Raw genomic sequence first — 21,544 nt, 5'->3', positions numbered from 1 at the left:
ACTCAATTCTTAATAGTAGCAGGATGAAACGTTTTGCGCTGTATGGCTGGGCGTTGCTATTCCTGAGCGGTTTATCTTTTTGTCAGCCCGCCGATGAGGATATTAAAAAGAAAGTTGTTTATAAAGGTCCTATGGCCGAAACCCACGATCTTTTAACGTTATACAGCGATTCGGCTAAACTAAGAATTAAATTAACCTCGCCGCTGCAATTGCAATACGAATCGGGCGATGGGGTTTATCCCAAAGGCATCAATTTGGTTTTCCTCGATGAAAAGGGGGGCGTCAATAATACTGTGCGGGCCAATTACGGCAAGTACATCCGGCAAAAAGACATGTATATTATCCGGGGTAATGTAGTTGTACACAACCCCAATAAAGAAGAAACCCTGCGCACCGAAGAATTACAATGGGACCGGCAAACCCGTAAAATTTTCACCGAAAAATTTGTAACCATTCAAACCAAAGAAGATATCCTGAAAGGATATGGCATGACGGCCAACCAGGATTTCACGAACTGGAAAATAACCAAGCCGACCGGGGTTTTTACATTACAACAATAAAGATGAAGTTGAGTAACGTAATTTTAATGTCAGTCGCAGTGGCTTTCATGGTAATTGGTATTCACCGGGTTATTGTCGAAAACAGCATTGCCGCCAATTACTGGATATTTATGATAGTGCTGGCCTGCCTGATGTTGTACCGTTACCGGAACCGGGAAAAATAAAAGCATTACACTTTACTCTTTAAATGCGTAAATTAAAAGCAGTAAACTAATTGGCTGCTGTTTCGCGCACGCTTATATTGTTCCATGATTCACCCGCAATTACCGCTTATACTGGGCGCTCTTTTATTTTCGGCTTTTTTCTCGGGGATGGAAATGGCCTATATGGCCGCCAGTAAGTTGCAACTCGAACTGCAGGAAAAGCAAAATACGCTTACCGGCCGCATTATTACGCACTTTTCTACGCGCAAAGCCCGGCTCACGGCTACCCTCCTGATTGGTAATGTTTTTGCTTTGGTGCTCTTCTGCATTGGCATGGCCCGGATACTGCACCCGGTTTTAAGTACGTACCTGCCGTCCTTTTTGCAGTACCATGTGGCCATTATTTTTATTCAAACCATTATTGCGGCTATGCTGGCTTTAATTGTAGCCGAATTTATTCCCCGCAGCCTTTTCATGATTCGGGCCAATACCATGCTGAATGTGCTGGCCGTGCCCCTGCTCATCAGCTATTACATTTTGTACCCGGTAGTTTTTTTGGTGGTAGGCGCTATCCGGCTGGTAATGGTTAAAATCCTGAAAATGGAGTTCTCGGAAGAAAAACCCGTTTTTGGCTTAACCGATGTGGAGCAATATATCCGGAAAAGACTTTACCAGCAGGAAGCCACCAAAGTACCCGAAGTAGATGTCCGCATATTTCATAATGCCCTGGAGTTTAGAACCGTAAAAGTAAGAGAATGCATGGTGCCCCGCACCGAAATAGAAGCTATCGAAATAGCGGAACCCATTAATGCATTACGGCAGGCTTTTACGCAAACCGGCCATTCCAAAATATTGGTTTACCAGGATACCATCGATAATGTGGTAGGTTATTGCCACCAGTTGGCCATGTTTCAGAAACCAGGCGATATTGCCTCCATTACAACTTCTATGATTGCTGTACCCGAAACGATGCTGGCGAGTGAATTATTTGTGAAATTTGTGGCTGAGCACCGGAGTATAGCCCTGGTAGTAGATGAATTTGGCGGCACATCGGGCCTGGTTACTACCGAAGATTTACTGGAAGAAATTATTGGCGAAATTCACGATGAATTTGACGAGGAATCGTTGCTGGAACAGGAACTGCAACCCGGAATTTATTTATTTAGTGCCCGGCAAGAGATTGATTATCTGAACGATAAATATGAACTAAATTTACCTTACGGCGATTATGAGACTTTGGGAGGGTTTATTCTGGAGATGCTCGGCGATATTCCGGCCGAAGGAACTGTAATTCAGGTGCCGCCGTTTACCATTACCGTTTTAACCATGGACGAGAACCGGATAAATACAGTACAACTGGAGCAACAGGCCAAACCGGAGGAGGAAGAGTAACCTGGTTTCAGGGATTAAAACCTAAATAATAAATTAAAACAAGATTTAATTTCTCACTCAGGAACTACCCAAGTGAATATACGCTTCAAATATTTATAACAGAACTATTTCCATCTGGTTGAATTTTGAATTTAAGCGATATTCTCCTTATTTTGCATTTCTTTATTTACACATACAAATGGCTTTAATTAATAACATTAGAAAAAAATCCGGATTAGCAGTCGGCATCATTGCAATCGCTTTGCTTAGTTTTATGGTGCTGGGCGATTTGCTGGGTCCAAACTCCCGTTTACTGGGTGGCAATGATAACGTAGTTGGTGAAATTGCCGGCGAAAAAATTACCATTCAGGAGTTTGAGGAAGCTATGCAGAGCGTAAAGCAAAACTATGCCGCTCAAACCGGTCGCCAGCCCGGCGAAGAAGAAATGGCTTCGTTGCGCGAGCAAACCTGGGGACAGCTAATTTTAAAAACCGCTTACCAAAAAGAATTTGACCGTTTAGGTATTACCGTATCCGACGAAGAACTCGTCGATATGGTACAAGGTAATAATATTCACCCGGTTATTAAGCAAACATTTGTAAACCAGCAAACCGGTCAGTTCGATCGTTCGCTGGTAGTAAAATACCTTCGCGATGATTTGCCGAAGGCGCCGGTAGAGCAGCAGGCTGCCTGGTATAACTTCGAAAATAACTTAAGCCCGGAGCGTCAGTTAATCAAATACAACAACCTGATTAAGCTGTCGAACTACGTTACTACGGCTGAGGCCAAACGCTACCAGGCAGAGCAAACAAATAAAGCCGATGTTAAATATTTATTTGTGCCTTACTTCAGTATTCCTGATTCGGCGGTTAAGGTAACCGATAGCCAACTGCAGGCTTACCTCGATGAAAATAAAGAAAAATATAAAGTAGAAGAAAGCCGCAGCATCGAGTACATTACTATTCCGGTACAGCCATCCGGCGAAGACAGTGCGGCCGTGCAGCAGGATATTAATTCGATAGTAGAACAATTTGCCGCTACCGAAAACGATTCGTTGTTTGTGAAAGCTAACTCTGATGCCCCGTATAATGGCAGCTGGGTAAATGCCGGTTCATTGCCCGAACAGTTAAAAGGCCAAACCCTGGAACAAGGTAAAATTTACGGTCCTTACAACGAAGGTGGCACCTATATAATACATAAAGTAACCGGAATAAAAGATGGTGGTGCAGCCTCGGCCCGTGCCAGCCATATTCTGATTAAACCAGAAAACGACACCCCGGAAGCCAAAGCCGCCGCTAAAGCCAAAGCCCAGGATATTTTAAATAAAATTAAAGGCGGCGCCGATTTCGCTCAGATGGCCGCTCAGAATGGCCAGGATGGTACCGCCGCTTCGGGTGGCGATTTAGGTTTCTTCTCCGAAGGTGCCATGGTGCCTCCTTTTGAAAAAGCTGTTTTTGGTGCTACTTCAGCCGGCTTATTGCCTAACCTCGTAGAAACCGACTTTGGTTATCACGTGGTGAAAGTTACTTCCCCTAAAACTTCCCGTAACTACCAGATTGCAACCGTTATTCATTCTATTTCTTCGAGCGATGCTACCCGCGATGCCGCTTTCCGGAAAGCGGATGAGTTGGCAAGTACTGTTAAAAGCCTGGAAGATCTGCGCCAGCGCGCTATTCAGGATAAAACTTTAGCCAGGACCGAAGCTAAAAATATCCGGGTTGCCGACCGTTCGGTAAATAATTTAACCAATGCCCGTGAACTGGTACGCTGGGCTTTTAACGATAAAACCAACATCGGCGAAGTTTCTCCTGTTTTCGAAATCGGCGACCAGTTTGTTGTAGCCGCTTTGGTTTCTGAAACTGAAAAGGGCTATGCCAAAGTAGCAGACATTCGCGAAGAATTGACGGCGGCCGTGCGCAACGAACAAAAAGCCAACCAGATTATAGAAAAACTAAGCAAGCTGCAAGGCCCCCTAGAGCAGATGGCAACTAAATACGGTTCTGAAGCTGTAGTTCGTTCGGCCAATGATGTAACGTTTGCTGCTGCCACCATTGAAGGTTTAGGTTTTGACCCGGTTGCTACCGGTAAAATATTCGGCTTAAAAGAAGGTGCCCGCTCTAAGCCTTTCGAAGGCCAGAACGGAGTAGTAGTGGCCGAGTTGGTAAACATGGAAAAAGTTAACTTCTCCGGCGATATGTCAGGGGTTAAGAAAAATATTGAAACGAACCGTTCCGGTCGGGCCGAAGGTAATACCTACCAGCTTATCCGGGAGAAAGCCGATATTAAAGACGAGCGGATTAAGTTCTTCTAATAATTTAGTTAAGTAATATTTAAGAAAGAGCTGTCCGGTAATTGGGCGGCTCTTTTGCTTTTAAGCGTTTTGATCCTTAAACAATAATAACCTTCATCAGAGCATCAGGAAAACAATGATAAGTTATTGGTCCTAATCTCCTGGTAGTTGAATAAAAAATCTTTAACCTGAAACCTAAAAATAAAAATCAGTTAGTGGCGGTTTGGATGTGACTAAAAATGAGCAAAATCCGTTATATTGAACATACATTTTTCTGGTTTGTGTTCCGGTATCTGATGCTATCCCACGTTATGAATTTTATCCTATCCCTCCGAATACTAATTTTGGGCACTATCCTGTTCCTGATGGGCCAGGTTGCTTTGGCCCAGGCCGATGATATTGCGCTGGCTAAAGAATATTTCCGGAAGCAGGAGTATGAAAAAGCCGAAAGTATGTTTGAGAAGCTAAGCCGCAACGACCAGGCTTTTGCTACGATTTACCCCGAGTACCTGAAAACAACTTTGGCCCTCCGGAAATACAAAGACGCGGAAAAGCTCGTAAAGAAAGCTATCAAAAAAAGCCCCGAGCAGGCAAATTACCAGGTAGATTTGGGGCTGGTGTACCAGGCCGCCGGGAATGAAGACAATGCCGCCAAATATTTTAATAAGTTAATAGATGGCGTCAACAACAATGCTTTACTGGCCATGGCCAATGCCTTTGAGCAGAATAATTTGTTGGAATACGCCGAGAAAACATATCTGCAAGGCCGTAAGCTATCGAAGAATGAGTCGGAATTTACCGGTCAGTTGATGCAGTTATATTCTTACCAAAAGCAGTCGGAGAAGCTGATTAACGAAATACTGAATTTGGTAAAGGTAAACCCCAATCAATTGCTGCTGGCCCAAAATATGCTGCAAAACAGCCTGAAAGAGGAAAAGGAATTTGATGCGCTGGAAAAAGCGCTTATTTCTAACTTACAGAAATATCCCGACCAGGTGGCTTACAGCGAAATGCTCATCTGGTTATATATTCAGCGGAAAGATTTCTTTAGTGCCCTGATGCAGGCGCGCTCGTTAGACAAGCGCACTAAAGGCGGCGGCGGCCGGGTAATGGAACTAGGGGCCATCAGCTTGAAAAACAAAGATTACGAAAGCGCCATAGAGGCCTACGACTATATCACAAAAGAATATAAGACCGGCCCTTTTTACGAGATTGCCCGCGAGCGCGCCATTAAAGCCCGCGAAGAGCAGGTGCGTAATACGTACCCGGTAGATCTAACTAAAATTCAGGTACTGGTTGGCGAGTACGAACGCCTCCTGACCGAGTTAGGAAAGGGACCCCGGACGGTTGAAATAATGAAAAATATGGCCGAACTGTATGCTTTTTACCTCGACGACAAAGAGAAAGCTACAACCATGCTGCAAGAAGTAATTAATACACCCCGCGCTAATCCGGACATTGTAGCAGATGCCAAAATAACGTTGGGCGATATTTATTTGCTTAAAAGTGAGCCTTGGGAAGCAACCTTGCTTTATTCGCAGGTAGAGAGAACGCATAAAGAAATGCAGTTGGGCCACGAGGCGAAGTTGCGGAATGCCAAATTAAACTATTATAAAGGTGATTTTGAACTAGCCCAGGAGCACCTGGATATTTTAAAGCTGGCCACCAGCCGCGAAATTGCCAACGATGCCATGGATTTAAGCTTGCTTATAACCGATAACACCGGCCTCGACTCCTCAACCACAGCCCTCGCCGAATATGCCGCTATTGAATTGCTAATATTTCAGAATAAACAAGAAGATGCCCAGGCCAAGCTAGACCAAATGCTGCGTAAATATCCGGGCCACAGTCTTACCGATGAGATTTATTTTTTAAAGGCTAATATTTACCTCAAAGCCGGCGATTTTCAGCACGCCATAACTAATTTAAGCCAGATAGTCGGCAATCCGCAGTACGATATTCTGAGCGATGATGCTTTGTTTTTGATGGCAAAGATTTACGAAGAGAACCTGAACGATAAAGCCAAAGCGCAGGAACTTTATAATTCTTTATTGGTTAAATATCCCGGCAGTATCTTCACCGTCGATGCCCGCAAGCGCTTCCGGAAGCTTCGTGGCGATGTGGTAAACTAGGTTTTAGTAATTAGGAATTAGTTATTAGTTTGAGCTATTAGTTTGGCTAGAATATTACTCCCAATCTCTTCTGATTTTCAGAACAAATATTCGCTGCCTAATTATTCCGGAGGGTAGGTTAGTAAATCCGCTTCTTCCTTTGTTATTTGCTGCCCTAAATTTACCGGGTTGCTTTACGATACCCGACCTAACGCTACGCATAAAATACGCATGTTACAAAAAATCAGTACCCACTCCGGCTTAAATATGCGGCAAGTGGGCGGGGCCTTGTTGGTTTTTTTATCGGCGGTTTGTTTTTCTTCTAAGGCTATTATGGTAAAGCTGGCCTACCGTTACCACGTCGATTCGGTTTCGTTGCTTACCCTGCGTATGGCTTTTTCGGTGCCGGTATTTTTAATCGTGGGCTATTTATCTAAAGCCAACAAAGGCGAACAACACACAGAGATAAATGCTAAAGATTATTTCTGGTTGGTGTTAATGGGTTTTGTGGGTTATTACCTCTCCAGTTTGTTCGATTTTTTAGGACTGCAATACATTACCGCGGGTTTAGAGCGGCTTATTTTATTTATTTATCCCACGTTGGTAGTGGTACTCTCGGCCATTTTCCTGGGTAAGCCCATCAGCCGGAACCAGTTTATTGCCTTGGGTCTGACGTACGCCGGCGTCTTGCTGGTGTTGGTAGGCGATGTGCACACCGAAAGCCAGGCCAATATGATTAAAGGCGGGCTGTTAATATTTATTAGTGCGGTTACCTATGCTACTTACCTGATGGGCAGCGGCCAATTAATTCCGAAATTTGGCGCTGTGCGTTTTACCTCTTACGCCATGACCTTGGCTGCCCTGGGCGTATTTGCGCATTATTTAATAGCGGGGCAGCATCATTTGCTGCAACTGCCTATGCCGGTGTATGGCTACAGTTTTCTAATGGCCATGATTGCCACCGTTGCCCCGGCATACTTACTCTCCGAAGGTATCCGGATGGTAGGCGCGGGCAATGCTTCTATTATTGCCAGTATTGGCCCCATTTCTACCATTATTCTCGCCTATATTTTCCTGGGCGAGCAGGTTTCGTTTATTCAGATGGTAGGTACCTTAATTGTGCTGGCCGGTATTATTCTGATTACCCTCCGGAAAAATTAAGCAAAGAATAGTTGCGCAACACGTTACTTCAAAAAGTAATCGGCTACTTCCTGCCAGTTGTTCAGGCGGGTGTATGCGGTAAGGTGCGTGTTATGGGGTGCGGTAAATACCAGAGGCGTTCCTTTAAAGGTTTTCAGGTTGCGTTCCGCATCATCCAGTAAATAATCGGTACCCAGAATATTTTTGTGGCCGCAAAAAATAATGTGCGTCCAGGAAATAAACGGGAAATGTTGTTTTAGCCAGTTATACTTATGGGTTAGGCAATGCTCAAATTCCATGGCTGCTGTGGCAATATACACCTCGTACTTTTCCTGTAACCGGCGTACCACCTCCTGGCAGTTTTCCTGTAAATCCATGTCCTTAAAGAAATCGTGGCGATGTGGAAACTGCTTTACAAGGGCGAGGCGCTCGGGCGGTACGGTATTGTCGAGGTTGCGGCCGGGCAGCCGTAAATCCGGTAAATCTTCGTTAAATTCTTTTTGGTAAAGTTCTATAAACCGGCCAACGGCATCGGTCATTACATCGTCCATATCAATGGCAATGCTTTTTTTAGTCATAAGTAAATATTTTTGGTTGGTCTTAATTGCTCCTGTATCAGCAAAATCAGTATTACGAAAATTTGCTACTACAAATGTTTTAATTGAACTTGGCGCTTAGCTGCACAAAATAATAAAACTTGTGTTCATGGTGGTGCCTCTAGGCAAATTATTCAAAGGCTTTGCACTTTTAATTTTAAATATTCCTGTCAGCGACTAATCGGGCAGCTATCACTTGTTTAAAGTCCTGCTCGCGTAATAACCCGCGGTATATTTGGTTGCCGATAATAAAAGTAGGAACCGCCGATATTTTTACCTCTTCGTAGGCGTGCCGTAATGCCTCTTGATGCAGATTTTTATAAGTTCGTTCTTCCAAGGCCTGTTTAAATGCGGTTGGATCTAAGCCAATTTCGGTAGCCAGTTTGGTAAGTACCCCTATATCACCAATATCCTGTTCTTCCTGAAAAAATGCTGTGAACATCCGGTGGTTATAAGCATCAGCTAAGCCATGCTTCTTGGCAAACTGATAGCCTTCGAAGGCGAGATGCGTGTAGGGCTGCGGCGATATTTTTGGCAGGACAATGGGTATATCCAGCATTTCGCCCATGGGATAAACCGATTGTTGCCAGGTTTGCTGCAGGTAGTCACCTTTGGGTTTTAGGGTAGGCGTGGGGTAAGGCCGTAATTCAAACGGCATCCATTCTATATTTATTTTATCTTCCTGCCCGCGAATGGCCCGCAGTAAAACCTGTTCACCAAAAAAACAATAGGGGCAAACGTAATCAGAATAAACCTGGATGTTCAACATAAGCTAATTTTGTGGTATTTCCTCCGGTAATATACCCCATCAGGCAGTAGGAGTTTTACTTTTTTTATGCTGTTCGGGTGGATTTCTCCCTGCCAGAATAAAATATTAATTACCGCAATGATTAACTGAACTTTTACCCAGGTAGAAGTTCAGCTCTTTAAGCTTAGGTATTTGGCTTACTTGTGGTAGTAGATACTTTACAGCTAGGAATATTCCTACTGATTTAATCAGAAAACCCGCTTTATTACTACAACAAATATTTTGGAAATAAGTAAATGTACTACTTTGTTCCACGTGCAACTACCTGTTTTTAATAGGCAAAGGGCCTGATCGGAATATACTTAATACCCAATTTATCTGAATTTGTACGGCCGGTTAACTGGCAAAACTATAATTATATATTTTTTTATGGCACAAACTGAGGCTCAACAATTAGAAGCTGAAACCTATTATCGTGATGTTTTAGAGCTGCTGAACCAAAATGGTTTGCAATATTTAGTAGGCGGTGGCTGGGCTTTCCGGCAATATACCGGCATTGTTCGCGACCTGAAAGACCTTGATTTATTTTGTAAAGCCGGGGAATATCCTAAAATATTAAAGCTTTTCTCGGACCACGGCTACAAAACCGAACTGACCGATGTGCGCTGGCTGGCCAAGCTGTACCGCGACGACATGTACATTGATTTAATATTTAACACCGTAAATAATATTTGTACCGTAGACGATAGCTGGTTCGATTATGCCACCGAAGGCGAAGCTTACGGGGTGCCGGTAAAGCTTATTCCGGCCGAAGAATTGTTGTGGTGCAAAGTTTACGTGCAAAACCGGGAGCGGTACGATGGCGCCGATGTAAACCACATTATTGTACGCTGGGGCCATCAACTCGACTGGAACCGCATCTGGTCCAGGTTAGAGCAGCACTGGCATTTGTTGCTGGCGCAGGTTTTAATATTTCAGTTTGTGTACCCTACCGAGCGCGATTTAATTCCCAAATGGTTATTTGATAAACTGATTGAATTGGCTAAAAACCAGTACGATATGCCCCTGCCGGTCGAAAAAGTTTGCCTCGGACCTATCATTGACCAAACGCAATACCGCACCGATATTACCGATTGGGAGTATAAGGTAATTACCATCAAGACTATTTAGAACTATGGAGATTATTGAAGGCGGAAATCCACAAAAGAAAACCCGAATTGCAGCCGTAGGCGATATTCACGTAAAGGAAACCGACCACGGTAAATGGACCGAATATTTTAAAAACGTTGGCCGCGAAGCCGATATTTTAATTCTGGCCGGCGACCTAACCGATACCGGCCATTTAAACGAAGCCGAAATATTAAAAGAAGAATTAAAAGCCTGTTCTATACCCATTGTGGCCGTGCTTGGTAACCACGATTTTGAACGTGATCAGCAGAAAACCATTAAAAAAATGCTCGAAAGCGACCAGATTCATATTCTGGATGGCGAAGCGGTGGTAATTAATAATATTGGTTTTGCCGGCATTAAAGGCTTTGGGGGCGGTTTTGGCCGGTATATGCTCTCGATGTTTGGCGAGCAAATGTTTAAGTCGTTTGTGCAGGAAGCCGTAGACGAGGCGCTGAAACTTGACCGGGCCCTGGCACACCTGGAAAGCAACTACGAAGAAGATTTGAAAAAATTTGTAGTGATGCACTATGCGCCCATAAAAGAAACCATTGAAGGCGAACCCCACGAAATCTGGCCGTTTATGGGCTCCTCCCGGTTGGTAGAGCCGATAAATCGCCGGGAAGTGGAGGCTGTTTTTCACGGCCATGCGCACGTAGGCACCCTCGAAGGACAGACCTCGGCCGGCGTTAAGGTGTATAATGTAGCCCGGCCTATTCTGCAAAGATCCCATCAACTGCAGCATTATATATACGAAGTGTAAAAGCACTTCATTCTGGAAGGAGAAAAAAAGAAAAGGCGGGAAATATTCCCGCCTCTTGCTTGTATATGAAGTATGAAAACTAGTTTCCGCTGATAGCGTGTTGCATCATCTGGCTTTCCACGTTAATGCCTAAGCCCATCGCTACGCCTATACCCAGCGACATATCGGCCCGGAAGAAATGACACAACTGGCGGTTAATAATTAAAGCCCGTTTCTCGCCCGTAATACCACTCATCGAGCCTATAATATTCCGGATGGTGGCTTTTTGCTCATCCGGTGTCATTAGCCGGAATAAATCGCCGGGTTGGGTATAATGATCGTTCTCGTTTTCGCCGTTCCGGTCAAACCAGCCGGCAATGGAGTTCTCTAAATCCTGCGCCGGTTCCTGGTATTGCTCGTCGGGGTAAATATTATCGAAGCTGTTCGGGAAATAATTAGGCTTGCTGCCGCCATTGCCATCGTAGCGCATGGCACCATCGCGCTGGTAATTATTTACGGCGTAAGGGCAGCGGTTAACCGGCAGTTGTTCGTAGTTAGCGCCAATACGATAGCGGTGTGCATCGGGGTAAGCCAGTAAGCGGCCTTGCAGCATCCGGTCCGGCGAATAGCCAACGCCATCAACCACGTGCGCCGGCGCAAAAGCCGATTGCTCTACATCGGCGAAATAATTATTCGGTACGCGGTTCAGCTCCAGAATACCCACATCCAGCAACGGGAAATCTTTCTGCGACCAAACTTTGGTTAAATCAAACGGATTCCATTTATAGGTTTTAGCCTGGGCTTCGGTCATTACTTGAATTTTCAAAGCCCATTGCGGAAAGTCGCCCCGGTCAATAGCTTCTACTAAATCGCGTTGCGCAAAATCCGGATCTTGTCCTTTCATAGCAGCAGCTTCGGCATCGGTAAAGTTTTTAACGCCCTGCAAAGTCTTAAAATGAAATTTCACGTAATAGCGCTCGTTTTCGGCGTTGATAAACGAAAAAGTGTGGCTGCCAAAACCGTGCATGTGGCGGTAACCGTAGGGCGTACCCCGGTCGCTCATTAAAATCATTACCTGGTGTAAACTCTCGGGGTTCAGGCTCCAGAAATCCCACATCATGGTAGCGCTTTTGGTGTGCGTGCGCGGGTCGCGTTTTTGGGTATGAATAAAATCCGGAAATTTCTTCGGATCTTTAATAAAGAATACGGGCGTGTTGTTGCCTACCAAATCCCAGTTGCCGTCTTCGGTGTAAAATTTAATCGCAAAACCGCGTGGGTCACGTTCGGTATCGGCCGAGCCGTTTTCGCCGCCTACCGTAGAAAAGCGTAAGAACAAAGGCGTTTCCTTGCCAATCTGGTTAAATATTTTGGCGCGGGTGTATTGGGTAATATCGTGGGTAACCGTGAATTTACCGTAAGCGCCGGAACCTTTGGCGTGTACTACCCGCTCAGGCACCCGCTCCCGGTTAAAGTGCGCCAGTTTTTCGTGCAGAATAAAATCTTCTAACAAAATAGGACCACGCGGACCAACCGTTTTAGAATTTTCGTGTTGGGTGTAGGGTATACCGGAGGCCGTGGTTAATTTGTGGGTTCTTTCTTTTTCTTCCATCGTTCGTTTGTCAGTTGGCAGGGGTTGTTGTCTTAAGTGCTACAAACTTCCGGTAATTTGCTTTATCAATCAAATTGATAATATTTAACATCTAATAATTTTTGTCTATCTTTGACCGCTGATTGACGCTGATTAATGGATTACCCTGATTTTCATTCTTCTTAATTCTTAATGATTGAGTTGTATTTCTCCATTCATAATTCATAATTTCTAATTCATAATTTAAAGAAATGACCCTGGTACAGTTAGAATATGTGGTGGCCGTAGATACTTACCGGCATTTTGCGACAGCGGCGGAGAAAACTTTTGTAACGCAGCCAACCCTGAGTATGCAGATTCAGAAGCTGGAGGAGGAGATGGGTGTGAAATTATTCGACCGAAGTAAGCAACCCGTGGTGCCCACCGAAGTAGGAGTAGAAGTTATTCAGCAGGCCAGGTTATTGCTTAGCCAGGCGCAGGGAATAAAGCAGATTATCAGCGACAAGAAAGGCGAAATAGCGGGCGAGTTGCGGCTGGGTGTAATACCTACCTTGGCGCCGTATTTATTGCCGTTATTTTTAAAAGCGTTCCTACAGAAATATCCGAAGGTAAAACTAAAAATAACCGAACTAACCACCGAAAATATTTCCTCTTGCCTGAAGCAGAATAAATTAGATGCTGGGTTGCTGGTAACGCCGCTCCAGGACAACAGCCTGAAAGAGCACGTTTTGTTTTATGAAGAACTGGTAGCCTACGTATCTAAAGCCAATGCGCTGTACGGGAAAAAATACGTGCTGCCCACCGATATTGATTTAAAGATGCTTTGGTTGCTGGAAGAAGGCCATTGTTTCCGATCGCAAATATTAAACCTGTGCGAACTCCGCAGTGCCTTGCCCGAAGGAAAAACCTTTGAGTACGAAGCCGGCAGTATCGAAACCTTGCGCCGCATGGTAGAGCAAGACAACGGTATTACCATTATTCCGGAACTAGCCACCTTAGATTTATCAACCAAACAACAAAAGCTGGTGCGGTATTTCGATACGCCGGCACCCGTACGCGAGGTAAGTTTGGTAACGCACCGCGATTATGTAAAGAAACGCCTGATAGAAGTTTTGAAAGAAGAAATAATGGCCGCTTTGCCCGATAAGGTGAGGAATAATAAAAATGAGCGGGTGGTTAATATTTAATGTTGGCATTACCCTAAAAGTTTGCTTCTGCTGCCTGGCAATTTTTGGTTTAAAGACGCAACCTAAAATCCGTATTTATTCAAAACACCATTCCAATACTAGCGCGTAGTAAATTTATATAGGTTTCAGGTTTTAAGTAATAGCTATGGATAAGAACAAAGTAAAGGGCGAGCGCGCTAAAGCCCCGCAGAACCGAATGAATATTATTAGACCAGATGATGGCCAGAAAGCAGGTAATATGGAACTTAATAACTCAAATGAAATGGGTGCTCGGGCTGGTAGTTCGGGTGAGATGGCTTCGGGTAGTGCCGGAACAGCAAGAATTGAAGATAATAATAAAGACTCGCAAGCAGATATTAGTGCCGATAACCAGACAATGGGTATCCCTTAATTATCCGGATTAAACCGCTATAACAGCTTTGTTAAAAGTATCGTATTTTGGAGTTTCGCCGCAACCTTGTCGGTGCGGTGAGTGGAATATTTGGGTTAACAGTATCTAGAAGAAATAATTATGGATAAAGAAGTAGAAGGAATGGACGAAAGCATGAAAGCCATGCAGCGACGCCTGGAAGAGGTGGAGAAAAATAAAGAAGGCAAGCAGAATTTCGCGCCCGGCGGCAATGCCGAGACCCAGAACGCTGATCAGGACCAAATAAACCCGGCCACCATGGCAGGAGCGGCCGGAGGCACCGCCGGCTTAGGCACTGACCAGGAATCGGGTGGGAATTTAGGTGCCCCAACCGGCACTGGTTACCACGGGCATGTAGGTGGCGGTGGAGCGGCTACCGAAAATAATTCTTAAGACAAAAGGCAAAGAAATTGCGCTTTTTTAAAGCCTTCTCCCGGGTTAAAGAGAAGGCTTTTTTATGCGTCATGCGCCTGTAAAAAGGTAAATGACAAATTAATCGCCAAAGAATATAAATAGAATAAGCAAAAACACGATAAAAAATGCGTACATCAGCAGGTCGGTCTGGATGTAATCTTTCCATTTATTATAAAAATTGCGCAGGTTTCTCAAAGCTTTGATATAAAATTGATTACCTCAAAATTAAAAAATATTTAATTAAGCTGCCGGATATAAACGGAACTTGTAGCACAAAATTCTTCTTTAATTAATTACTTTTGTAATCCCGCACACGAACGCAGCAGCAACATGGAGAAACGATGGGTATTAAAAACCACCCCTGATCAGGACACGGTGAGCACCTTGGCCAAGAGCCTGCTCATTAGCGAAACTTTAGCCAGTGTTTTATGCCAGCGCAACGTGTGCACCTTTGAGGAGGCTAAGAAATATTTCCGCCCCTCGCTCGATGACCTGCACGATCCGTTCCTAATCCGGGACATGGACAAAGCCGTTGACCGGTTGAACGAAGCCATCCATCGCGGTGAAAAAGTATTGGTTTACGGCGATTACGATGTAGATGGTACCACTTCAGTAGCCCTGGTTTATAGTTTCCTGCAGAATTATGTAAAGGAAATTGATATTTATATACCTAACCGGGATTTGGAAGGCTATGGTATATCGGTACAGGGAGTAGACTGGGCGGCCGAGCATAACTTTACCCTGGTAATTAGCTTGGATTGCGGCATAAAATCGATGGAGAAAGTAGCTTACGCGAAATCCAAAGGCATCGATTTTATTATTTGCGACCACCACTTACCCGATACTACCATTCCGGATGCGGTAGCCGTGCTGGACCCCAAACGCAGCGATTGTCCGTATCCTTATAAAGAATTATCGGGTTGTGGCGTAGGCTTTAAATTTATGCAAGGCTTTTGCCAACACAACGATTTAGATATAACGCCGCTTTTCGGGTTACTGGATTTACTGGTGGTAAGTATTGCGGCTGATATTGTGCCTATTACCGGCGAGAACCGGATATTTGCTTATTTTGGTTTGCAGCAGCTAAACTCCGGTGCTCCATTGCGGCCAGGGTTAGAGGCCTTAAGAGAGTTGGCCGGCCTGACTGGCGAACTGGATATTAACAGCATTGTGTTTGGTTTTGCACCCCGTATTAATGCCGCCGGCCGGATGGGCGATGCCAAACGCTCGGTCCACATGCTGCTGGCCCCCACCAAAGAAGAAGCCTTTACCAAAGCCGATATTATTGATAAAACGAACAACGAGCGCCGGGGCCACGACACCAGCATAACCAAAGAAGCTTTGCTGATGATTGAGCAGGATGAGGTGTTGCGTCGCTCGCGGTCTACAGTATTGTTTAAGGAAACCTGGCACAAGGGTGTGGTGGGCATTGTGGCTTCCCGCTGCATCGAAAAATATTATCGGCCTACTATTATTCTAACCCAGTCTAACGGCAAAGCTTCGGGCTCGGCGCGTTCGGTGCATGGTTTTGATGTACACAGCGCTATTCTGGAGTGCAGCGATTTATTAGAGCAGTTTGGCGGTCACATGTACGCGGCCGGCTTAACTTTGCCCGTCGAAAATATTCCGGCTTTCCGGGAGCGGTTCGAAGAAGTGGTAAGTCGCACTATTACGGCTGAGCAACTTATTCCGCAAATAGAAATTGACGCGCCCATCAGGCTGAAGCAGATTACTCCTAATTTCCTGAAAATAATTAAACAGATGGAGCCTTTTGGCCCTGGCAACATGGGTCCGGTATTTACGTCGGAGTGCGTGTTTGATACAGGTGCGTGCCGCGTAGTAGGCGAAACCCACCTGAAGCTCAAAATTATGCAGGAAGACAGCCACCAGATTGATGCCATTGCCTTTGGTATGGCCGATTATTATCCGCGCATCCTGAAAGGTATTCCGTTTGATGTTTGCTACTGCGTTGAGGAAAACGTATTTCGCGGGATTACCTCCCTGCAACTGCGCATTAAAGATATTCGCTTTGCCGAGTAGCTGCTTTTAACAGCGCAAAACGCTCTTGTCAGTCATTTCTGCCGAAACCCAGGTGCAGCTATAAGATAATTTATCAGTTACAGGAATAGAATTGGCTGGTGAAATTGCCTTCTCTTAAATATCAACTTTTTGTTTTCCACTTAGCAGGATGGTGGTGCCAGGTATCTATAATATTACTGGTAATCAAAGCAAATTAGGTATTGTACCAACTCGCATAAACTAGCTTCCATAGCTTAACACCTCACATATCTTTTAAGACCTGTGAGGTTTGTGCAACCGGTATTAACCATAATTCTGGGAGGGAGGAGCGTCCAAAAGATTTGATACTAGTTTAAATTAGAACTGCATTTAAACGAATGCCCTTCTGCCTTTAACGCTTGCTGGCGTGTTCCCGAAACGCATATATAAATCAAACTTATTACTCTTCACCAGACCGGGTAGATCGGGCCTGTTATTTTTGTCGAAGCTGATTTCTTTACAATCTGTTCTAAACCTCGATTAGATATAAAGGGTTAGAAGCTTTTTAATCAGATAAAAATATTTAACTTAAACAGTTTAAAAAATTTAAAATGTAATCAAGGCAACTAACAATTATCACCACTCCATGAGATATTTATTTTTTTGTTTAGTTATTTTTATTACAGGGAATTTTGATTTTATCAGCCCGCCGAAACCCAAGCAAATCCGGTTATTCGATGGCAAAACTTTTAAAGGATGGACGGGCGATACCCTCCGGACCTGGCGCATTCAGAACGGTGTTTTGGTGGGCGGCTCCCTAACCGAGAAAGTGCCCCATAACGAATTTATTGCTACTACTAAAAGCTATTCTAATTACATTTTAAGGCTTAAATTTAAGCTGACCGGCACCGAAGGTTTTATAAACGGTGGTGTACAGTTTCACAGCCGGCGCATTGCCAATCCGTCTTACGAAATGGTTGGCTACCAAGCCGACATAGGAGAGGGATACTGGGGCAGCTTGTACGACGAATCTCGCCGGAACAAGCTGCTGGCAACCCCAAACCCTGCTCAAATAAAGAAATTGCTCCGGCCCAACGACTGGAATGATTACGAAATCCATACCGAAGGCCGGCGCATCCGCATAAAATTAAACGGAGAACAGACCGTTGATTATACCGAAGAAGATTTAACCGTTCCGCAGGTGGGTTTAATTGCTCTCCAGACGCATGGTGGTGGCAAAGTTGAAGTCTATTACAAGGATATTGTGCTGGAAGAACTGCCGCAAAAGAACAGGCGTCAATAAGGTTGCTTTTCTGAAAAAATTGATTAAATTTTGTTTTCTCTGATTAGTGCCTCGTTGCTCTGACCTGTACCAGAAAACCAAATACTGGCTACTGTTATCTCTAACCAGTATTTTAGAAAACTCTCCATTGCTGCTTAACGGTAGTTAATTGTTCCACAACCTGTTAATTATCTTTTATAAATTGATAATTTAATATCTTAATCTATAGCACCTTTATCTTTTTTACTACAAAGACTAACTAAATTATGATTTTGCCCCGCTTATTTATTTTAATGCTGCTTTCTGCTTTGCTACATTCCAGCGCTTATAGCGCCTTGCCTAAAAGCAGCGTAGCAAAGGGTAAAGTAGCTGCGCGCTACGATCGGGATTATACCTTACAGGCGACCATTTTGGGCTACTTTGGGGCTGATGGCAAGCGCAATCCGGTACTACAGGCCCGTAAAGGCGAAACCGTACGCATTAAAATTGTGAACGGCGAGGCCATGACCCATGATATTGTTTTAGAAAAACTGGGACTTAAAAGCCGGGTGCTGGTGGAAAAAGGCGATACGGCTAGTATTGTTTTTAAAGCTGCGCAAAGCGATATTTATTTCTGTTCTATTCCGGGACATCGTCAGGCGGGTATGGTGGGTAAATTTGAAGTAGTAGAAGGCGCTATTACCAAGGAAGTAACCGTTGCGGGCCAGGCCGTTAAAAAGAATGGCAAGGTGCTAAACCTGAATTTTGAAAAAGGAAACCTGCAGGATTGGACCGCTGCCGGCGATGCTTTTACCCAACCTTTAATTTCGCAGGACCCTTCGCCGGTGCACGAAAAAGACATGAACATCAACAAGTCGGGTAAATATTTTGTAACCAGCGGCGGCACCAAAAATTACAAGCAAACCGGTACCCTTACTTCGGTGCCGTTTACCGTAACCCAGCCGTTTGCCGCTTTCAAAGTTTCGGGTGGTGCTTTGCAGGACACCCGCGTAGAACTGGTCCGGGCCGATAACAACGAAGTTTTCTTTCAGATAACCGGTACTGGCCGCGCTACCCTGCAGCCCGTGGTGGTAGATTTAACCCCAGTGTTAAACAAGGAAATATTTATTCGGCTGGTTGATAACGAAACCGGTATCTCTACTATCCCTTATATTGGCGACGATCGCTGGGCCCATATTAACTTCGATGATTTCCAATTTTACCCTACCCGGCCAACCTTTACCAATGAACTTAAACCCAGCGATATCATTATTCTGCCACCGCTAGATCCGGTTGTCCACTCGGGCTTGTCTGGTGCAGAAGCCGCTAAGAGCATGACCACGAAAAATGGGTTTTCAGTAAAACTGGCCGCGTCTGAACCTGAAATCATCCGGCCTATCAGCTTTACTATAGATGCCCGTGGCCGGTTGTGGGTGGCTGAGGCACACACTTACCCAGTGCGGGCGCCGGAAGGTCAGGGTAGAGACCGGGTGCTCATTTTTGAGGATACCGACGGCGACGGTACCCTGGATAAGCGCACCGTATTTATGGAGGGCCTGAACCTGATTAGTGCTATTGAAGTAGGGATGGGCGGCGTATGGCTGGGCTCAGCCCCGCATCTGTTATTTATTCCGGTAGATAAATCGGGCGATAAGCCGACCGGTCCGCCGCAAATATTACTCGATGGCTGGGGCATTAACGATACGCACGAAATCCTGAATAACTTCCGCTGGGGCCCGGATGGCTGGCTTTACGGAACACACGGCGTATTTACCCACTCCAACGTTGGTGCGCCGGGTACCCCCGATGACCAACGAACCAAACTGAACGCGGGCGTATGGCGTTACCACCCCACTACCAAAAAATTTGAGCTTTTTGCCGAAGGCACCAGTAACCCCTGGGGTATCGACTGGAATGATTACGGCCATTCGTTTGTAACCGTATGCGTTATTCCGCACATGTTTCATGTGGTACAAGGTGCCCGTTACCTGCGGCAGGCCGGAAAGCACTTTAACCCTTACACCTACAACGATATTAAAGAGTCCGGCGACCACGTGCATTGGGTAGGCGACCGCGGCCCGCATGCCGGTAACTTCCGCTCTAATTCTAAAGGCGGCGGCCATGCCCACGCCGGTGCCATGATTTATCTGGGCAGCGAAAAATGGCCGCAGCAATACCGGAATAAAATTTACATGAACAACATTCATGGCAGCCGGGTAAACGTGGACCAGCTAAATCGCAAAGGTTCCGGCTATTCGGTGAGTCATGACGAAGATTTCTTACTTACTAACGATACCTGGTCGCAGTGGCTGAACTTCCGCTACGATCCGAGCGGTTCGGTGTTTGCAATTGACTGGTACGACAAAAACCAGTGCCACAGCCCTAATCCGGATGTGCACCAGAAAACCATGGGCCGGATATTTAAAATCAGCCACGAAACCGATAAGTGGGTACAGGTAGACTTAGCCAAGGCTTCCGGTATGGATTTGGTAAAGCACCATTTAAACCAAAATGAATGGTATGTGCGTACCGCCAGATTGGTTTTGCAGGAACGCGGACCGAACAAGAAGGTACACAAAGCCTTGAAAAAAATCCTGTACAACAATCCGGATGTTACCCGTAAACTGCGGGCCCTCTGGACGCTGCACGTTACCAAAGGTCTCTCCGAAAAAGAAATGCTGCAGTTACTGAATCATGAAAACGAATATATCCGGAGTTGGGCTATTCAGTTGATGGCCGAAGACAAAGAGTTATCGGAAGTGGCGCTGAAGCAGTTTGCCGAAATGGCTAAAAAAGATAATTCGGCGTTGGTAAGATTGTACCTGGCCTCGGCTATGCAAAGAGTTGCTCCCGAGAAAAGATGGGAAACCTTGGCCGGGCTGATGCATCACGCCGAAGACAAAGACGACCATAATCTGCCGTTAATGTTGTGGTATGCTTTTGAGCCTATTGTTCCGATGGACATGAACCGGGCCATGGAAATGGCGCAGCAAGCAAAGGTGTCCGCTATCTTAAACTACACCATTCAGCGGGTGGGTGCCATTAAATCGGGCGCTTCTGTTAAGCTGCTGCAAGACTTGCAGCAGCGGGTTGAAAAAATGGAGCATTCGCATCAGAACCACGAAATATTGGCCATCATTAAAAAAGAGCTGCAACCAAAATAAGTTGCGCTTTTCTCTGGTATAACAAAAAAGCCCTTACCTGAATAGTGTAAGGGCTTTTTTGTTATTCTATTACAAAGGTATTATTTTGTTCGGGTAAGGGTCGACTCGAAAAAAGGATTCCACATTTTACCTTCATCCGAACTCATTTCGCCAGTTTGGTACCATTGCCCTTTCTCGTTTAACTTAGCCGTATACCGAATAATATGGCCTGAAAAATGAATGCGCCAGATTATCTTCTTATCCAGCACTTCTACATAGGCATCGATATAAGCACCATCGTTGGTATAAGCTTGTAAGTTGTACTTTGATTGTAAAACATTATAGCCGAGCAATCCAATATTTTGAGCAACTTTATCCTGGCCTCGGACAGCACTTTCATTTAGAAGTAGTACCGTATTATCTAAATTATCAATAAACTCTAAGGTGTGTTTGACTTCCTGCTTTTGACCGTCTTGCCCGTTTATATAAGCTGTTCCTTGCCATTTACCAGTCAGCCATTTTAATGCCTGCATTTTTTGTTGAACAATTGGTAGGGGATTAGCTTGTTGGGCAAAAACTACCGGACTAACCAATAAGAATATAATAAGAGCACAGAGGCGTATCATAATTTTGCTTTGTGAAGTTAAATGAATAGACCAAATATAGCGGGTGCGGG

At 44.9% G+C, this 21,544-nt stretch carries 18 protein-coding genes; 14 read left to right on the top strand and 4 right to left on the bottom strand.

All coding sequences use genetic code 11. The features are described from left to right. The first annotated feature begins 23 nt into the window (after nt 1–23). The 6 genes from lptC (at nt 24) to AAE02nite_RS09530 (ending at nt 7,636) form a co-directional block, all read left to right on the top strand. A complete protein-coding gene (lptC, locus tag AAE02nite_RS09550; protein ID WP_146897499.1) occupies nt 24–560 on the top strand; it encodes an LPS export ABC transporter periplasmic protein LptC in 537 nt (178 codons plus the stop codon). A 26-nt stretch (nt 561–586) separates the two neighbouring features. Further along, nucleotides 587–724 carry a hypothetical protein gene (locus AAE02nite_RS26265; RefSeq protein ID WP_170252564.1) on the top strand — a complete coding sequence of 46 codons (138 nt, stop codon included), beginning with the start codon at nt 587–589 and terminating at the stop codon, nt 722–724. A gap of 84 nt (nt 725–808) precedes the next feature. Continuing rightward, entirely contained in the window at nt 809–2,095 is a 1,287-nt protein-coding gene (locus AAE02nite_RS09545; protein ID WP_146897498.1) for a hemolysin family protein, read from the top strand. A gap of 178 nt (nt 2,096–2,273) precedes the next feature. Next, nucleotides 2,274–4,385 (top strand): peptidylprolyl isomerase, encoded by a 2,112-nt coding sequence (locus tag AAE02nite_RS09540; RefSeq protein WP_146897497.1) that lies wholly within the window; start codon nt 2,274–2,276, stop codon nt 4,383–4,385. Nucleotides 4,386–4,603: 218 nt separating this feature from the next. Continuing rightward, nucleotides 4,604–6,496 carry a tetratricopeptide repeat protein gene (locus AAE02nite_RS09535; RefSeq protein WP_246150913.1) on the top strand — a complete coding sequence of 631 codons (1,893 nt, stop codon included), beginning with the start codon at nt 4,604–4,606 and terminating at the stop codon, nt 6,494–6,496. A gap of 210 nt (nt 6,497–6,706) precedes the next feature. Next, nucleotides 6,707–7,636: a DMT family transporter gene (locus AAE02nite_RS09530; RefSeq protein WP_146897496.1), complete on the top strand. Its 930-nt coding sequence runs from the start codon at nt 6,707–6,709 to the stop codon at nt 7,634–7,636. 23 nt (nt 7,637–7,659) lie between these two features. On the opposite strand, the gene AAE02nite_RS09525 is transcribed toward AAE02nite_RS09530, so the two are convergent. Next, nucleotides 7,660–8,193 carry a 5' nucleotidase, NT5C type gene (locus AAE02nite_RS09525; protein WP_146897495.1) on the bottom strand — a complete coding sequence of 178 codons (534 nt, stop codon included), beginning with the start codon at nt 8,191–8,193 and terminating at the stop codon, nt 7,660–7,662. 175 nt (nt 8,194–8,368) lie between these two features. Beyond that, nucleotides 8,369–8,980: a DsbA family oxidoreductase gene (locus AAE02nite_RS09520; protein ID WP_146897494.1), complete on the bottom strand. Its 612-nt coding sequence runs from the start codon at nt 8,978–8,980 to the stop codon at nt 8,369–8,371. Nucleotides 8,981–9,388: 408 nt separating this feature from the next. Between AAE02nite_RS09520 and AAE02nite_RS09515 the strand changes: the two genes are divergently transcribed. Next, nucleotides 9,389–10,129 carry a nucleotidyltransferase gene (locus AAE02nite_RS09515; RefSeq protein WP_146897493.1) on the top strand — a complete coding sequence of 247 codons (741 nt, stop codon included), beginning with the start codon at nt 9,389–9,391 and terminating at the stop codon, nt 10,127–10,129. A 4-nt stretch (nt 10,130–10,133) separates the two neighbouring features. Continuing rightward, nucleotides 10,134–10,889, top strand: coding sequence for a metallophosphoesterase family protein (locus AAE02nite_RS09510; protein ID WP_146897492.1), 756 nt, complete (start codon nt 10,134–10,136; stop codon nt 10,887–10,889). A gap of 79 nt (nt 10,890–10,968) precedes the next feature. Here the strand turns inward: AAE02nite_RS09510 and AAE02nite_RS09505 are convergent, their stop codons facing one another. Further along, nucleotides 10,969–12,477: a catalase gene (locus AAE02nite_RS09505; protein WP_146897491.1), complete on the bottom strand. Its 1,509-nt coding sequence runs from the start codon at nt 12,475–12,477 to the stop codon at nt 10,969–10,971. Between the two features lie 230 nt (nt 12,478–12,707). On the opposite strand from AAE02nite_RS09505, the gene AAE02nite_RS09500 reads away from it, so the two are divergent. The 6 genes from AAE02nite_RS09500 to AAE02nite_RS09475 all read left to right on the top strand — a co-directional run bounded on the left by AAE02nite_RS09500 (nt 12,708) and on the right by AAE02nite_RS09475 (nt 20,889). Continuing rightward, on the top strand, nt 12,708–13,643 hold the full coding sequence (locus AAE02nite_RS09500; RefSeq protein WP_146897490.1) for a hydrogen peroxide-inducible genes activator: 936 nt from the start codon (nt 12,708–12,710) through the stop codon (nt 13,641–13,643). Between the two features lie 145 nt (nt 13,644–13,788). Next, nucleotides 13,789–14,034: a hypothetical protein gene (locus AAE02nite_RS09495; RefSeq protein WP_146897489.1), complete on the top strand. Its 246-nt coding sequence runs from the start codon at nt 13,789–13,791 to the stop codon at nt 14,032–14,034. A gap of 120 nt (nt 14,035–14,154) precedes the next feature. After that, nucleotides 14,155–14,445, top strand: a complete 291-nt coding sequence (locus AAE02nite_RS09490) for a hypothetical protein (RefSeq protein ID WP_146897488.1) — start codon at nt 14,155–14,157, stop codon at nt 14,443–14,445. A gap of 351 nt (nt 14,446–14,796) precedes the next feature. Continuing rightward, the gene (gene recJ, locus AAE02nite_RS09485; RefSeq protein WP_146897487.1) at nt 14,797–16,506 is read left to right on the top strand and encodes a single-stranded-DNA-specific exonuclease RecJ; all 1,710 of its coding nucleotides are present in this window, start codon (nt 14,797–14,799) and stop codon (nt 16,504–16,506) included. A 604-nt stretch (nt 16,507–17,110) separates the two neighbouring features. Continuing rightward, nucleotides 17,111–17,767 (top strand): 3-keto-disaccharide hydrolase, encoded by a 657-nt coding sequence (locus tag AAE02nite_RS09480; protein WP_146897486.1) that lies wholly within the window; start codon nt 17,111–17,113, stop codon nt 17,765–17,767. A gap of 245 nt (nt 17,768–18,012) precedes the next feature. Further along, the gene (locus tag AAE02nite_RS09475) at nt 18,013–20,889 is read left to right on the top strand and encodes a PVC-type heme-binding CxxCH protein (RefSeq protein ID WP_146897485.1); all 2,877 of its coding nucleotides are present in this window, start codon (nt 18,013–18,015) and stop codon (nt 20,887–20,889) included. 80 nt (nt 20,890–20,969) lie between these two features. On the opposite strand, the gene AAE02nite_RS09470 is transcribed toward AAE02nite_RS09475, so the two are convergent. Then, nucleotides 20,970–21,494 (bottom strand): hypothetical protein, encoded by a 525-nt coding sequence (locus tag AAE02nite_RS09470; RefSeq protein WP_146897484.1) that lies wholly within the window; start codon nt 21,492–21,494, stop codon nt 20,970–20,972. Nucleotides 21,495–21,544: the final 50 nt, after the last annotated feature.

Source organism: Adhaeribacter aerolatus, assembly GCF_007991635.1.
Taxonomy (GTDB): Bacteria; Bacteroidota; Bacteroidia; order Cytophagales; family Hymenobacteraceae; genus Adhaeribacter; species Adhaeribacter aerolatus.
The sequence above is the reverse complement of the archived record's forward strand: the minus strand, read 5'-3'. Positions and strand labels throughout refer to the sequence as shown.